Origin of the sequence: Escherichia sp. B1147 (assembly GCF_001660175.1) — a bacterium.
GTDB lineage: Bacteria > Pseudomonadota > Gammaproteobacteria > Enterobacterales > Enterobacteriaceae > Escherichia > Escherichia whittamii.
The window spans coordinates 175,872-191,454 of sequence record NZ_LFHY01000008.1 but is presented as its reverse complement, the minus strand read 5'-3'; the positions used below and the strand labels follow the sequence as shown (position 1 = coordinate 191,454).

The following is a 15,583-nucleotide window of genomic DNA, read 5'->3' as shown; positions in this document are numbered from 1 at the left end:
GTTGTTACAAATACGAGTAACGGTTATCTGTGGAAAAATACCGAAGGAAGTAAATCCTTTTCGGTAATTAAAATAAATAACAGGAATTACTTGATTATATATTTAAACTTAATCCGGTGATTTCTGGTATTAATATTATTGGTGTTTTCTTATTATATAAATAAATCAATTTATGCTTAGGATTTTGTTATTTAAATTATACCCGTAACTCCTTGCACCCATTCCAGATAAATCCTACTTTTTTATTGCCTTCAAATAAAATTAAGGAGTTCGAAATGGACCAGAAGCTGTTAACGGATTTCCGCTCAGAACTACTCGACTCGCGTTTTGGCGCAAAGGCAATTTCTACTATCGCGGAATCTAAACGTTTTCCGCTGCATGAAATGCGCGATGATGTCGCATTTCAAATTATCAATGATGAATTATTTCTCGACGGTAACGCTCGTCAGAACCTGGCAACTTTTTGCCAGACCTGGGACGACGAAAATGTCCATAAATTGATGGACCTGTCGATCAATAAAAACTGGATCGACAAAGAAGAATATCCACAATCCGCAGCTATCGACCTGCGCTGTGTAAACATGGTTGCTGACCTGTGGCATGCGCCTGCACCGAAAAACGGCCAGGCCGTTGGCACCAACACCATTGGTTCTTCCGAGGCCTGTATGCTCGGCGGGATGGCGATGAAATGGCGTTGGCGCAAACGAATGGAAGCCGCAGGTAAGCCGACCAATAAACCAAACCTGGTCTGTGGGCCGGTGCAAATCTGCTGGCATAAATTCGCCCGCTACTGGGATGTTGAGCTGCGCGAGATCCCTATGCGCCCCGGCCAGCTATTTATGGATCCGAAACGCATGATTGAGGCCTGCGACGAAAACACCATCGGCGTGGTGCCGACTTTCGGCGTGACCTACACGGGTAACTATGAGTTCCCGCAACCGCTACACGATGCGCTGGATAAATTCCAGGCGGATACCGGTATCGACATCGACATGCACATCGACGCCGCCAGTGGTGGCTTCCTTGCGCCATTCGTGGCACCGGATATTGTCTGGGACTTCCGCCTGCCGCGCGTGAAATCCATCAGTGCTTCAGGCCATAAATTCGGTCTGGCTCCGCTGGGCTGCGGCTGGGTTATCTGGCGTGACGAAGAGGCGCTGCCGAAAGAACTGGTATTCAACGTTGACTATCTCGGCGGTCAGATTGGTACTTTCGCCATCAACTTCTCCCGCCCGGCGGGCCAGGTGATTGCACAGTACTATGAATTCCTGCGCCTCGGTCGTGAAGGTTATACCAAAGTACAGAACGCCTCTTACCAGGTCGCCACTTATCTGGCGGATGAAATCGCCAAACTGGGGCCGTATGAGTTCATCTGTACGGGGCGCCCGGATGAAGGTATCCCGGCGGTGTGCTTCAAACTGAAAGACGGGGAAAATCCAGGATACACCCTGTATGACCTCTCTGAACGTCTGCGCCTGCGCGGCTGGCAGGTGCCGGCATTTACCCTCGGCGGTGAAGCCACCGACATCGTGGTAATGCGCATTATGTGCCGTCGCGGCTTCGAAATGGACTTCGCTGAACTGTTACTGGAAGACTACAAAGCCTCCCTGAAATATCTCAGCGATCACCCGAAACTGCAGGGTATTGCCCAGCAGAACAGCTTTAAACATACCTGATAACAGGATGTCACCTGCATGCTCTGAGCATGCAGGCTTAATGCCTTCATGGTAAAGAAATATATCCTATAAATAAGAGCCGTGGCGTAATGATCAGAATGCTAATTCTGATCATTTTTTTTGTTTTTGGGGAATTCATATAATTGAATAATTTGAAATGTAAATTAAAATCTGTGCGAATTATAGCTGGATGCATGAGCTATTATTCATATCCGTTATTATTGTTCATTTTTGCTCTAATAGATTGAAAAATAAGTGTTCTGGAACAATGCTTCTAGCCACTTAGGATGCTATTCTTTTTTTCGGTTAAGCTTTGTTTAAGTATCGATTTGACTTAGGGTGTTTGCGTGCTACATTAAATACAATAATATGTTTTTGTTATAGTGTATTAATGATGCAATCACTACATGGAACTTGTTTAATTGCGTACGCAAAGCATAAATATATTCTCACCATGCAGAGTGGTGAATGTCGCTGTTTTAACAGTGGTGATTTGGTTTTTGCGGATGCAAACCAGATTTTAGTTGATAAATGTGCAGAGAACGTAGTCTTTGTCACGAGGGAAACACTTTCATTATTTCTCCCGATGCTCAAGGTGGAGGCATTAAATCTTCATGCCTATAAAAAAGTTCCTTCGTTAATCGTTCATCACTGTACCCGAGATATACCTGTTTTTCAGGAAGTTGTACAGCTTTCGCAGAGTAAAAATCTCCACTATGGTGAGGTTTTACGTAACAGGGCATTAATATTCGCGATATTTTCGGTTTTTCTTGAAGATGAACAATTTATACCGCTACTCATGAATATCTTACAGCCCAATATGCGAACGCGGGTTTGTACGGTCATTAACCGTAATATCGCTCATGAATGGTCATTGGCGAAAATAGCCAGCGAGTTATTGATGAGTCCAAGTTTGTTAAAGAAAAAATTGCGCGAAGAAGAGACGTCTTATTCACAACTGCTTACCGAATGCAGAATGCGGCGAGCGATACAACTCATTGTAATACATAATGTTTCTATAAAGAGAGTGGCCGTGTTGTGTGGCTATAACAGCGTGTCGTATTTTATTTATGTTTTTCGCAATTATTATGGCATGACACCGACAGAGTATCATGAACGAATAGCTGAAAGAGGAGGGGATAACCATCTGATGATGCATGTTTGTGTACCAGAAAAGTGTTGTCACCATGAAAGGATAGTAAGGTTATAATTGCTTTTTGAAGTTAAAAAAAACCCGGCATAGGGGACCGGGAAGAGGATAGTCTGCCGTCTCCAGACTAATAAGCCGTTATAACACTCCATGTTGGCACGGGAAACTTTGTGCTCTCAGTGGTTTAAATATAACTTTTACTGGAGATAAGATCAGCCAATTTTTTATAAATATAAGCTATACACAAATTTAAGATATATCACACAGGCATTTACTTTTTATGGTTTAGCTGATATGTGCGCTTATGTATGTGATTACTTTTGGTCCTACCAATTTTGGCAGTTTTGATTTTTTACAGGAGTCATACATCATTTCATTTGTATACTGAAATTGTAATGGTTGTAGTAATGGAATATAAGGGCTTGTCATGGCACACGTTTGCTCGGTGATCCTCACCCGCTGTTCATTTGATATATATCATGAGCAGCAAAAAATCTCTTTACAAAAAGAGAGTATTCTTTTGATGGGCAAAAATATGGTGGAGAATTTTCCTTTTGATGAATCCCTCGTCCGCAGACTAGATATCGATGAAAGGGTCATTAGCCATTATTTGCACAATATCCGTCCTTCTGGTCGGTGTTTAGGGCTGCATAGTAAAAAACGGTTGTTAGTTAACCCAACACCACCGATGCCGCTGGTCACTGCGATATTTGATAGTTTTGCTCAAGAAGATATTGCGTCCAAAACATTAAGTAATATGCTTTACTTTTCCTGCCTTTCAATGTTTTCACGGAATAAAGAACTTATTCCCTTCCTTTTTAATAGCATTAGTACTGTTTCAGGTAAAGTTGAACGCATTATTGGCTTTGATATTGCCAGACGCTGGTATCTGCGTGATATCGCCGAAAAAATGTATACCAGTGAAAGCTTAATCAAGAAAAAATTGCAGGATGAAAAAACCTGCTTTAGCAAAATTTTATTGGCTTCACGAATGTCGATGGCCAGGCGACTACTCGAGTTACGACAAATCCCGTTGCCGATGATCGCAGAAAAATGTGGCTATAGCAGTACGTCGTACTTTATTAATACTTTCCGCCAGTATTATGGCATAACGCCACACCAGTTTGCACAACAGTCAACAGGGACCTTTTCCTGACTGGATTTCTCATTCGAAAGTCGGTCAGGATCTCCCTCACACTTCATGTGAAAATCTTTCCTCATTAACTCTGCCGGGCCATCGGCAAGTTTGCTTTCGCAGTTTGCAAAACAGTAAACGTATTTTCAGGAGGAAAAGACGCGGCATGTTCAGGATTATTAAGTTTGCAATTCATACGATTACGGGAATTCTGGTCAGTGTCGTGTTGTTTAAATTGATCACCAACGGTTGGAGCGGCTTCTACTTTCAATGCTGTTTACTGAGTCTGGTGTTCCTGGCAGTAAGCTGGTTGTTGAGTGGCGAGTGGTTAGCGGAAAAGAGTAAGGCTGAACCCTCACGTTCAACCTTACTCTCGTTTACGCGTTACGCTTTTTTAAAGCGGGCAAAGAGATGTTCCACCACAACGAAAAAGACCGGAACGAAGTAAATCGCCAGCACAGTTGCTGCAAACATCCCCCCCATAACACCTGTACCTACTGCGTTTTGCGCACCGGAACCTGCGCCATGACTGATAACCAGTGGCAGCACGCCGAGAATAAAGGCCAGAGAAGTCATCAGGATTGGGCGTAAGCGCATCCGTGCCGCTTCGATAATCGCTTCCATCGGTGACTTTCCTTCTTTTTGCATCATCTCAACCGCAAACTCGACAATCAGGATGGCGTTCTTGGCGGAAAGCCCAATGGTGGTCAGCAAACCAACCTGGAAGTAGACGTCATTGCTTAAACCACGCAGGTCTGTAGCCAGTAACGCGCCAATTACCCCAAGCGGTACGACCAGCATTACCGAGAACGGAATCGACCAGCTTTCATAAAGTGCGGCGAGGGCAAGGAACACCACGACCAGCGAGATGGCATATAGTGCCGGTGCCTGGTTGGAAGATAACGCTTCCTGATATGACAGCCCTGTCCATGAGTAGCCAACGCCAGCCGGAAGTTTTGCGACCAGATCCGCCATAAATTTCATTGCGTCACCAGTACTTTTTCCTGCCGCCGCTTCACCTAAAATCTCCATTGATGGAATACCGTTGTAGCGTTCCAGACGTGGTGAGCCGTAGGTCCATTCTGTTGAAGAATAAGCAGAAAGCGGCGCCATCGTGCCGGAGGCGTTGCGTACATACCATTGGTTGATGTTGTCCGGTAGCATACGGAACGGCGTTCCGGCCTGGACATACACTTTTTTCACCCGTCCCTGGTTGAGGAAGTCGTTGACGTAGCTACTGCCGAAGGCGGTAGAGAGGGTCTGGTTGATATCAGACAGCTCCACGCCCATCGCTTCGGCTTTTGCGGCGTTGACGTTCACTTTGAACATTGGCGTATCTTCCAGGCCGTTCGGGCGAACCGCGGTTACCTGGTCAGGCGATTGTGCTGCCAGTGACAGCAATTCGTTTCTCGCCTGGGTCAACTTTTCATGCCCCAGGTTGCCGTTGTCCAGCAGTTCCATATCAAAACCTGACGCTGTCCCCAGTTCTGCTACCGCCGGTAAGTTGAACGGGAAAATGACTGCTTTATTGATGCGGCCCAGAGCCGCCATCGCCCGCTGAATGATTGCGGTCACCGAGTTTTCCTCGCCGACGCGTTCAGACCACGGCTTCAGGCTGATAAACGCCAGGCCGTTGTTTTGCCCCTGGCCGCTAAAACCGAAGCCACCAACGGTGAACACTGACTGGACATTATTTTTCTCTTTTGTCAGATAGTAATCAGTTACCTGTTGCAGCACTTTCGTGGTGTTAACCATTGTGGAACCTGACGGTAACTGCGCGGTGGTCATAAAGACCCCCTGATCCTCTTCTGGTAAGAAAGAAGTCGGCGTACGCAGGAACAGCACCGCCATCCCGGCACAAATCAGCAGGTAAACCACCATATAGCGGCCCGTGCAGCGCAGAAGCGAGCGGGTGCTGTCGGTATAGTGCTGGGTCGATTTTTCAAACAGATGGTTAAAACGAGCAAATAAAGCATTCGGTTTGTGACCGCCTTCCGGCGCGGCTTTCAGAATGGTGGCGCAAAGGGCAGGGGTCAGACTCATTGCCACAAACACCGAAAGCAACATGGATGAGATCAGCGTGATGGAGAACTGGCGGTAAATCTCGCCCGTAGCGCCACTCATAAAGGCCATCGGCATAAACACCGCAGACAGAACAACGGCAATCCCGACCAGCGCGCGTTGGATTTGCCCCATCGATTTATGCGTCGCTTCTTGCGGCGGCAGTTTATCTTCCGCTATCACACGTTCGACGTTTTCTACCACCACGATGGCATCATCAACCAGCAACCCTATTGCCAGCACCATCCCGAACATCGTGAGAGTGTTGATGGTAAAACCGACCGCCGACAAAATCGCAAATGTGCCGAGAATAACCACCGGAACGGCGATAGTCGGGATAATCGTAGCGCGAATGTTTTGTAAAAACAGGTACATGACCAGGAAGACGAGGATGATCGCCTCAACCAGCGTTTTGAAAACTTCCTGAATTGAAATTTGGATAAACGGTGTAGTGTCGTAAGGATAAACCGTCTTCAGGCTGGCGGGGAAGTACGCTGATAAGCGGTTGAGCTCTGCTTTTACCGCCCGCGAGGTATCCAGCGCATTTGCCCCGGTCGCCAGTTTGATGGCGATACCGGCGGCAGGTTTGCCGTTATAGCGCGCCACGGTGGAATAATCTTCTGCCCCCAGCTCGACGCGAGCGACGTCGCGCAGCAATACTTGCGAACCATCTTGCTGAACTTTCAGCAGGATTTTGCCAAATTCTTCCGGCGTTTGTAGGCGCGTCTGCACAATGATTGAGGCGTTCAGTTGCTGGTCTGCCGCCTGTGGCATCCCCCCCAGTTGACCGCCGGAAATCTGGTTGTTCTGTACCTTGATTTGGGAAATAACATCAGAAGGAACGAGATTGTATTTATTGAGTTTTTGCGGGTCCAGCCAGATACGCATGGCGTACTCTGAACCAAAGAGCTGTACGCTACCGACACCTGCGGTACGGCTGAGTGGGTCTTTAATATTAGAAGCCACATAGTCCGCGATGTCGTACTGGTTGAGGCTGCCGTTATCAGAGATAAACGCCGCTACCATCAGGATGTTGCTGCTCGACTTATTAACGCTAATCCCTTGTTGCTGCACCGCTTCTGGTAATGAAGGCATCGCGAGTTGCAGTTTATTTTGTACCTGAACCTGCGCGATATCGGGCGATGTTCCCGTTTCAAAGGTCAGGGTGATGGAGGCATTACCTGCCGCATCGCTGGTTGATGACATATACATCAAGCCATCCAGCCCATTCATATTTTGCTCAATCACCTGAGTGACCGAGTCTTCTACCGTTTGCGCATCGGCACCTGGATAGGTTGCGCTGATGGTAATTGTTGGCGGCGCGATTTGTGGATATTGCGCAACGGGTAGGTTCATGATCGCCAGTCCGCCCGCGAGCATCATAATAATGGCAAGTACCCAGGCAAAAACTGGGCGATCAATAAAATAGTTAGCCATGAAAGTCCCCTTAAGCCTGCAACGTTATTGTTTCGATTCGGTGCTGGCGTTTTCCTGGCTGGAGGAAATTGCGCGTGCCTTGATACCCGGACGAATGCGTTGCAAACCGGAAACGATCACCCGATCGCCAGCCTGCAAACCAGAGGTAACAACCCACTGATTTCCGATAGCTTTGGTAGCGTCAATTTCGCGTAACTGCACGACATCGTCTTTATCCAGAATGAGCGCCGTCGCTTTGCCCTGGGAGTTGTGGGTGACGCCTTCTTGCGGTACTAACAACACATTCTGGCGGCTACCTTCATCCACTAAAGCCGTAACGTACATACCAGGCAGCAAGTCGCCATTCGGGTTGGGGAAAATTGCACGCAACGTGACGGAACCTGTGGTTTCATCTACCGTCGGGTCAGAAAATTTCAGCGTGCCGGTCTGGCTGTAACGTTTGCCATTTTCCAGGTTAAGCTGTACTGGCGTACTGCCCTGAACCTGTTTGATTTGCCCACTGGCGACTTCCTCTTTCATGCGCAAAAAATCCTGCACTGACTGGGTGAGATCGACATAAATCGGGTCCAGACGCTGCACGGTTACCAGAGAGTCTCCCTGATTAGCGGTGACTAATGCGCCGACGGTCACCGACGATTTCCCGCTGACGCCAGTAATAGGCGAGGTGACATTAGCGTATTGCAGATTGATGGTCGCCTGCTCAACGGCAGCTTTGGCGACGGTGACATTCGCTTCAGCTTCATTGAGTTGAGTTCGCGCCGTGTCATAGTCCTGGCGGCTGACGTAGTTGGTTTTCAGCAACGATGCCTGGCGGTTAAAGGTAATGCGGGCATTGCTGGCGGTGGAGAGAGCTTTAGCCAGCGAACCTTTGGCAGAGTTTAATTCTGCTTGTAACGGAGCAGGGTCAATCTGATACAACGAATCGCCCTGGTTAACTTTATCGCCTTCGATAAAATTGCGTTTAATGATGATGCCGCCCACCTGCGGGCGAATCTCAGCAACTTCATAAGGAACAGTTCTGCCGGGCAGTTCACTCATGACATTGATTGAGCCGGGGGAGAGCGTCACCACGCCCACTTCTGGCGTCATGGAAGCTGCATTTTGCGCTGATTTGTCATCGCAGGCGGTGAGTATTACGCCGCAGAATAACAACGGTATTAACAGTATTCTTTTTCTGTTCATTTTAGTCCCTGAAAACTCGTGAGAAATAACGGTTCTTTGAATTGCGTGCGGGGAGAGGTATGAGGGATTTACAGACCAGCGACATAGTGCAGGTCATGGGGATGTATGCCTGTGATGGTGCGAGCAGGTCGAGTGACCAATGTGGCGATTTAGATGGCAAAAAAAATGTTGCCGTTCTGCCGACAGTCTCTGTCTGCATCCGGGCAACGAAGGTTTCTACTGGTGGATACATAAACCAGGGGAATAAGTTCGTTTTCGCTTCTCCTTTGGTTATCACCGGGAGTAATGGAGTCAGCATTTGCATCCCTCGTCATGCCAGCCGTCAATTTCAGGCACTTATTGCCGGGCCACATCAACTCCTTCTTAAAAATAAGAAGAGATCCCCAGAGTCACGATGTCGCTCATACGTCTAAGTTTCAGCTTGTACATAATATTGAATTTCTGGATCTTTAATGTCTGCTGCGAAATTTTCAGCGTTGACGTGATATTACTTTCATTTTTATTTTTCAGGATTAATTGCATAATTTTGAATTGATTATGCGAGAAACATAATTGAGAATTCTTATGGGGTAAGTGTTTTCCATAAGTAATATCAATCAGATTTTTAATGCTTTCTTTACGGCTGATAAAAAAGATAGGCGACTGACTTTTAAGTTTACTGATGTGGTAAGGTGCCAGAACAATGATTCTTTCGGCATCTAATTTCTCAAGAAACTTAATCGCTTCTTCATCAAGGATATGATTATGATAGGTATCAATGATCACCTTGAATGGTTTGTTGCCTATGCTTTTGATCTCTGACAGGGAATTGATTTTTATCATTTCGTGATTATCTTTCAACTGCAAAAAGCCCTGTAAAAGAAAAGAATCCTTCGTCATGAGAAAAATCATAACTTGCTCCTTAGCCGTTATTGTTTCGAACATGTCATCCTTTTCATTATTTACATCCATGTCCGAATTCGTTGTTCAATATAGTAAACGCCTATAAGAACGTTGCCCTTCGTGAACTAATACGTCTATTAACACTAATCAAAACTTGAAAATTATCCATCACACACTCCATATATTGATCCTAGGTAACATTCCTGGTTGTTATAAATTTGTTGGTGCTAACATGAAATTAACATCTTCCATTTTTTTACCAAGAATAAGTTATCAATTTAAAGTTTGTGATTTCTAAATAATAAAACTAGAATAAAAAAGTAATCCGATTTAAATATCGAGTCTCCTTGTTTCTACTTAAGCTGGCAATTGGATTGCCAGCTTTCTTTTTAAATTTCTTAGAAAATTAACATTAACTACATTAATTCCCCGCTCGTTGAGTCAATGCTTGCTGAATCTTGATTTCATTTTCCCACAGCACTTTTAAACATTAAACCTGACTACAGAAAATATCAGCCATGATAATGTTTGAAATGGCTAATTTGCTGTGGAATAAACAAAAACACAAAGGTTTCAGAGAGTTGTTTAATGAATCGCACGATAATTATTTCAAAGATGGTTTATGTTTTGCCATGGTGGCTATATGAAGCTGGAGTGTTATATGCCTCATAGTCACTATGAGTGATTATGAGGCAGTGTGGAAAATACTGTGCCGACGGTCTGGTACTGATTATTTTTTAACGAATAAACTAGCGAAGCTAAACAAGCTGGCAGCGCTGAATATTAGTTCTATCCCCACCAGTGTAGAAACTAGTGTTACAGAAACCATTGGCGTTGCACCCAGGAATAACCATGCGATGACAATATCCAGGATACCAATGACTAGCTGTAGCCAGCTGCCTTTCATTGAACGCTGGCGATACCAACTCATCAAGCGAATAACCCCAGCGACACAGAACAAGCCAGCGATAAACGCTGCAATAGCAAATATTCCCAGTTCCGGTGCGCGGATGAAGAAATAGCCGATCAATAAATAGGCGACAGCGACAAGGAAACCGGATAATACAGGCCAGAAATTATGACTCCGGTTGCTGAATAAACCGACAATAAGCGCAATGCCTGAGCAGATTAATAATGCACCAACGACCGTGCTAAGGATATCGCCAGAGACAAACGGAAAGCTTATACACAGCAAACCGACAATAAACAGTAGCACAGCAATAAACTGGATTGCTCTCCGATGCTTCTTAAGCATATCCAGATCAAATTTCAAAATTGTTGCCTTATCTATATACAACATAGAACCACCCTATAAATTTAAGAAGAAAAACCCCTACTATCAATCTATGCCAAAAATGCATCCAGGAATGCATGTGATTTAATAAAAATTTCCTAATTAATGCGTCTGATACCTATGTAACATGTTGTATTTAAATAAAAATATCTGATTTTGATATTTTATCTCAACATGACATTCCCCAAAAACCAGGTTATAACCTCAATGTCGAAATTGATGCGTGACGGCTCTTTCACTTTATAGTTGAGGACATTGCGATGAAAAAAGTATTAGGTGTAATTCTTGGTGGTCTGCTTCTCCTGCCTGTTGTGAGCAATGCAGCGGATGCACAAAAAGCAGCTGACAATAAAAAACCTGTCAACACCTGGACCTGTGAAGATTTCCTGGCTGTGGACGAATCCTTCCAGCCGACTGCAGTCGGTTTTGCTGAAGCACTGAATAACAAAGATAAACCAGAAGATGCGGTTTTAGATGTTCAGGGTATTGCAACCGTAACCCCGGCTATCGTTCAGGCTTGTACTCAGGATAAAAAAGCCAGCTTTAAAGATAAAGTTAAAGGCGAATGGGACAAAATTAAGAAAGATATGTAATTACGGGAATGCGTTACATCGTATTTCCTTAAATATTGAACAGGCCGGAATATATTGCTTTTAAAGCAGGTAATCCTCCTGTTTATATATAAATTATTTATTGAATGGGTTGTAAAATGAATATTGCATCTCTACGTAAAGCCATTGTTTTCGTTGGCGCTGTAGCGGCACTATCACTGGTTAATGCGCAATCTGCACTGGCTGCCAATGAATCGGCTAAAGATATGACTTGTCAGGAATTTATTGACCTGAATCCGAAAGCGATGACACCTGTTGCATGGTGGATGCTGCATGAAGAAACGGTTTATAAAGGTGGCGATACTGTAACCTTAAATGAAACTGACCTGACTCAGATCCCTAAAGTGATTGAATACTGTAAGAAAAATCCGCAGAAAAATTTGTATACCTTTAAAGATAAATTGGCAAATGTCCTGCCAAATTAACAGGAATAAAGCAAAAAGGAGTAGCAAGTTGAGCCATCTTGCTGCTCCTTTTTGCATTTTTATATGACTGCAGAATTTATTATTCGTCTCATCCTGGCCGCTATTGCCTGTGGTGCTATTGGCATGGAAAGGCAAATGCGCGGCAAAGGGGCTGGGCTTCGTACACATGTCTTAATCGGTATGGGTAGCGCCCTGTTTATGATTGTGTCGAAATATGGGTTTGCTGACGTACTGGCGCTGGATCATGTCGGACTGGACCCCAGCCGTATCGCCGCTCAGGTTGTCACTGGCGTCGGTTTTATCGGTGCGGGTAACATCCTCGTTCGTAATCAAAATATTGTCGGCCTCACCACTGCAGCGGATATCTGGGTAACGGCAGCCATCGGCATGGTGATTGGCAGTGGTATGTATGAACTGGGTATCTATGGTTCAATAATGGCTTTGCTGGTGCTGGAAGTTTTTCATCAATTAACCTACCGCTTGATGAATAAAAATTACCATTTACAGCTTACGTTGGTGAACGGTCATACGGTGTCGATGCTCGATTGGTTTAAGCAGCAAAAAATCAAAGCTGACTTAGTCTCATTACAAGAAAATGAAGATCATGAAGTAGTTGCTATTGATATTCAGCTTCGGGCTATGACATCAATTGAAAATCTATTGCGGTTATTGAAGGGAATGGCAGGCGTGATAGGTGTCTCGATAAGTTAATGTGTGCGGCAGGGAAGCCTGGTTTGCCGTACCGCTCACAACTCAGACCAGATAATCAATATGTTGATGGCGCACCAGTTCATTGATCCGCTTAAGGTTGAGGATCATCATGATATTGTGCTTATGACAGTAAAACGTTTTTAATGATATTTTTAGTTGTTCCAGAATATCTTCCGTCGTCATTTGATTGGCAATGCAGGTAAGAACCTGATGCTGTTTGCATGAGAGTGAAACATCAGCTTCTGGCGCAGAGCAGTAACTGCCATTGATGAGCGCGATAAAGTCGATGATCGTGATGGCCCGCTGAACAAACGTCACCGGTATTTTCCCCAGACAACGTTTTATATTAAACGGTGAGAAAATGATTACATGAATGGGATTCAATCGTTTAATTTTATTGAGCAATGTTGAATGAAATACATTATTCATTAATGTATCAATAATGACTAAGGAATTTTGGTGCAACGTTAAGTCGATTTCTTCTTCGGTCTGTATATGGACGACATTACCTTTATTCAGGATGCTTTTCATCGCGGTGAAGAACATCATATCCCTGGTAATTATAAGAAACATAACCGACTCCTGTTGCGGACATTAACTTTATAATCAGGCTGCCAAAAGTAATTAACAGGACAGTGCTTATAATTATACTAATGAGCTTGCTGTGCATTAATTGGATGTGTTCGAAGATGCAGATACTTCATCAATATCCGCATCTTCAAGTAATGTTATTTGACCAGTTCTGGCGTTACCTGGCTAACCGCATCGGTATAGTAAGGTGTGCCGCCCCAGCCGGGTTCTGGCCAGAATGCGCCGTAGCCGTAATCCCACAGGTTGTAGGTGGTGTTCACTACTTCTCGTAAATGCCACACCTGAATTCCCTGCATATTCACTTCAACGAAGTTATATGGGACTTTATTGATAAAGCCAGGTTGTTCGCCCTGAATGGTTCCGAGGATGGTGACATAGTGGTTACGGTAGTTTACTGGGTCGAGGAAACCACTTTGTCTGGCAAGAAGCCGGCCCTGATAATTTGCTTCAATCTCCGGTTTTGCATAGCTATCCAGCGGTAATACTGCGATTTCTAACAGTGTATCTGTTTTACCATTAATGACGTTAAGCACTTTACCGCCAAAACGAGCCTGCTGACCAACGTATAAATTGGGTTGGTTATGTACAGCAACAAAACTTTTCTGAATATCAGGCTGGTTGTTACCTTTGATATTTTGTGGAATAGAACTACACGCGGCAAGCAATAATGCAAGGCTGACGATGAGAGCACCTTTTGACTTGTTCATGTTACTATCCTTATCAACAAATGTTAAAACCATAATAGATATTTATTTATGGTTTTCATCTGATTCTTAAGTGATATGCCTGATAGTAGTGAAAAACTGTCTGATATTTATATGGCTTGCGTTTAGTTCAATGCGGGAAATATTGGGGGTGATATTATTATATGTGGTATGGAACATAATCTATTTATTTTAAAATCACAAAAATCATATTATTCATTTGATGACTATAGAGTGTTAATCTTCAACGCGATGATAACACATTCAGATGAAATTTTGTATGCTTTTTCACCACTTAGAATATCGATTTTCAATCTATGTTTAGTGTCTTTTACATCAGACCATGGATGCATGTTTAAATTATTTGAAATCGTGCTGTATTAGTTATTAAAGTCTCTTCTTTAAAAATGAGCAAAACAGTTAGAAAGATATATTGCTTCTCTGACAAGAAGTCAGAGAAGCACGATTGTCCTTTTCTTGTTGATGGGACTATCAATTTTTTAGTCAATTCGTTAATTAAGATTATTGTGATTTTTAATTGATGTTGAATCCATGATTTTCTACTTAGATTGATTAGGAACTAACAATTCTATCTATAACATTATATTAGACTTTTTTAAAACAGCACTTGAGTCAAATAACCCATCAAGATAGCCATACTTAAAATAACCGTCAAAAATGCGATTATCATCGGCATTCTGAACATTGATTTAAGCAATATTACTTCTGTCAGGCTTGCTCCGGCACTACCGATAATCAGGGCCATTAATGCTCCCAGACCCATTCCTTTCGTCATCAGAACGGATGCAAGCGGTATCACTGCCTCAGCCCTGATATACAGCGGAATACCGACAATTGCACTTAGCGGAATGGCGAAGGGATTATCTGCTCCTGCATGAGTGGCAATCCATTCTGAAGGGATAAAACCATAAATAAAAGCGCCTATTAAAACGCCTAACAAAAGATAGGGCAGTACGTCTTTAAACTGCTGCAATGCATCATTCATAGCTAATTTTATGGGATTAATACTTACCTCAGCTTCGGCACTGCAACAGTTTACTGTGGATTTCTCAATGGGGTTAGCAGGGCAGCACCCTGATACGTACTGCTCGTTTCGTATTGTCTGTATGTTAATGATGGGGTTTGCGGCTGAACTACAGCAACTCACTTTGAGCGGCGTATATGTTGTCTCTGGCGCAGTTGTTGTCGAAGCTTTGGACGGAGTACAACAACTTGCTGATGAGCTTTTATTGGCAATGATATGGCGTTCAAATCCCAGAGAATCCAGGACAATACTGGCGAGGACTGAGACACCGGCAGCGATAATTGCGTACAACAATGTGACTTTCCAGCCAAAGGTCACCCACATTAGCCCGACGATAATGGGATTAAGTAGCGGTGAGACAAATAAAAAAGTGAGGGTCGGACCAAACCCGGCTTTTGCCGATAACAATCCACGTAACATAGGTATTGTCGAGCAACTACAGAAAGGGGTAACGGCCCCTAATAGAGCTGCCAGAAGGTAGCCTTTCCCTTTTCTTGCCCCCATCATCTGCTGGATTTTATGGTCAGGCACCTTTTGTCTTATCAGACTGACACCGGCACTAATCACTATAAACAGTAAAGAAAGCTCGACGGCGAGAAACACAAACATCTCTGCGGCATCTTGCAGCATCGCAAGCCAACTACTCATATGTAACCTCATTGGATAAATCTATATTTCC

Annotated in this window: 14 protein-coding genes; 7 read left to right on the top strand and 7 right to left on the bottom strand. The window is 44.1% G+C overall.

Going from position 1 to position 15,583, the window contains the following annotated elements; all coding sequences use genetic code 11:
* Positions 1-275 precede the first annotated feature (275 nt).
* From A9180_RS08240 to gadW, 3 genes are all read left to right on the top strand, one after another.
* Positions 276-1,676: a glutamate decarboxylase gene (locus A9180_RS08240; protein WP_064527785.1), complete on the top strand. Its 1,401-nt coding sequence runs from the start codon at positions 276-278 to the stop codon at positions 1,674-1,676.
* A 394-nt stretch (positions 1,677-2,070) separates the two neighbouring features.
* Positions 2,071-2,886, top strand: coding sequence for a DNA-binding transcriptional regulator GadX (gadX, locus tag A9180_RS08235; RefSeq protein ID WP_064528016.1), 816 nt, complete (start codon positions 2,071-2,073; stop codon positions 2,884-2,886).
* Between the two features lie 367 nt (positions 2,887-3,253).
* Entirely contained in the window at positions 3,254-3,982 is a 729-nt protein-coding gene (gene gadW, locus A9180_RS08230) for an acid resistance transcriptional activator GadW (protein WP_064527783.1), read from the top strand.
* 363 nt (positions 3,983-4,345) lie between these two features.
* On the opposite strand, the gene mdtF is transcribed toward gadW, so the two are convergent.
* Both mdtF and mdtE read right to left on the bottom strand, forming a co-directional pair.
* On the bottom strand, positions 4,346-7,459 hold the full coding sequence (gene mdtF, locus A9180_RS08225; protein WP_064527781.1) for a multidrug efflux pump RND permease MdtF: 3,114 nt from the start codon (positions 7,457-7,459) through the stop codon (positions 4,346-4,348).
* Between the two features lie 24 nt (positions 7,460-7,483).
* A complete protein-coding gene (gene mdtE / locus A9180_RS08220) occupies positions 7,484-8,593 on the bottom strand; it encodes a multidrug transporter subunit MdtE (RefSeq protein ID WP_316246027.1) in 1,110 nt (369 codons plus the stop codon).
* Between the two features lie 107 nt (positions 8,594-8,700).
* Here mdtE and A9180_RS24915 point away from each other — a divergent pair, with 107 nt between their 5' ends.
* Positions 8,701-9,054, top strand: a complete 354-nt coding sequence (locus A9180_RS24915; protein ID WP_404825885.1) for a hypothetical protein — start codon at positions 8,701-8,703, stop codon at positions 9,052-9,054.
* Here the strand turns inward: A9180_RS24915 and gadE are convergent.
* Complete coding sequence (gene gadE / locus A9180_RS08210) at positions 9,005-9,532, bottom strand: acid resistance transcriptional activator GadE (protein WP_064527778.1); 528 nt, start codon at positions 9,530-9,532, stop codon at positions 9,005-9,007. The two genes, A9180_RS24915 and gadE, sit on opposite strands and share 50 nt — an antisense overlap.
* Before the next feature lie 721 nt (positions 9,533-10,253).
* Entirely contained in the window at positions 10,254-10,823 is a 570-nt protein-coding gene (hdeD, locus tag A9180_RS08205) for an acid-resistance protein HdeD (protein WP_064527776.1), read from the bottom strand.
* A 254-nt stretch (positions 10,824-11,077) separates the two neighbouring features.
* On the opposite strand from hdeD, the gene hdeA reads away from it, so the two are divergent.
* The 3 genes from hdeA (at position 11,078) to A9180_RS08190 (ending at position 12,564) form a co-directional block, all read left to right on the top strand.
* Positions 11,078-11,410 carry an acid-activated periplasmic chaperone HdeA gene (gene hdeA, locus A9180_RS08200; RefSeq protein WP_064527774.1) on the top strand — a complete coding sequence of 111 codons (333 nt, stop codon included), beginning with the start codon at positions 11,078-11,080 and terminating at the stop codon, positions 11,408-11,410.
* A 116-nt stretch (positions 11,411-11,526) separates the two neighbouring features.
* The gene (hdeB, locus tag A9180_RS08195; protein WP_016158878.1) at positions 11,527-11,853 is read left to right on the top strand and encodes an acid-activated periplasmic chaperone HdeB; all 327 of its coding nucleotides are present in this window, start codon (positions 11,527-11,529) and stop codon (positions 11,851-11,853) included.
* Between the two features lie 63 nt (positions 11,854-11,916).
* The gene (locus tag A9180_RS08190; RefSeq protein WP_064528013.1) at positions 11,917-12,564 is read left to right on the top strand and encodes an MgtC/SapB family protein; all 648 of its coding nucleotides are present in this window, start codon (positions 11,917-11,919) and stop codon (positions 12,562-12,564) included.
* Between the two features lie 42 nt (positions 12,565-12,606).
* Here A9180_RS08190 and A9180_RS08185 read toward each other — a convergent pair whose 3' ends face one another.
* The 3 genes from A9180_RS08185 to A9180_RS08175 all read right to left on the bottom strand — a co-directional run bounded on the left by A9180_RS08185 (position 12,607) and on the right by A9180_RS08175 (position 15,552).
* Positions 12,607-13,137, bottom strand: coding sequence for a helix-turn-helix domain-containing protein (locus A9180_RS08185; protein ID WP_064527773.1), 531 nt, complete (start codon positions 13,135-13,137; stop codon positions 12,607-12,609).
* Between the two features lie 155 nt (positions 13,138-13,292).
* Positions 13,293-13,862, bottom strand: coding sequence for a Slp family lipoprotein (locus A9180_RS08180; RefSeq protein ID WP_064527771.1), 570 nt, complete (start codon positions 13,860-13,862; stop codon positions 13,293-13,295).
* Between the two features lie 613 nt (positions 13,863-14,475).
* Positions 14,476-15,552, bottom strand: coding sequence for a permease (locus A9180_RS08175; RefSeq protein ID WP_064527769.1), 1,077 nt, complete (start codon positions 15,550-15,552; stop codon positions 14,476-14,478).
* Positions 15,553-15,583 lie beyond the last annotated feature (31 nt).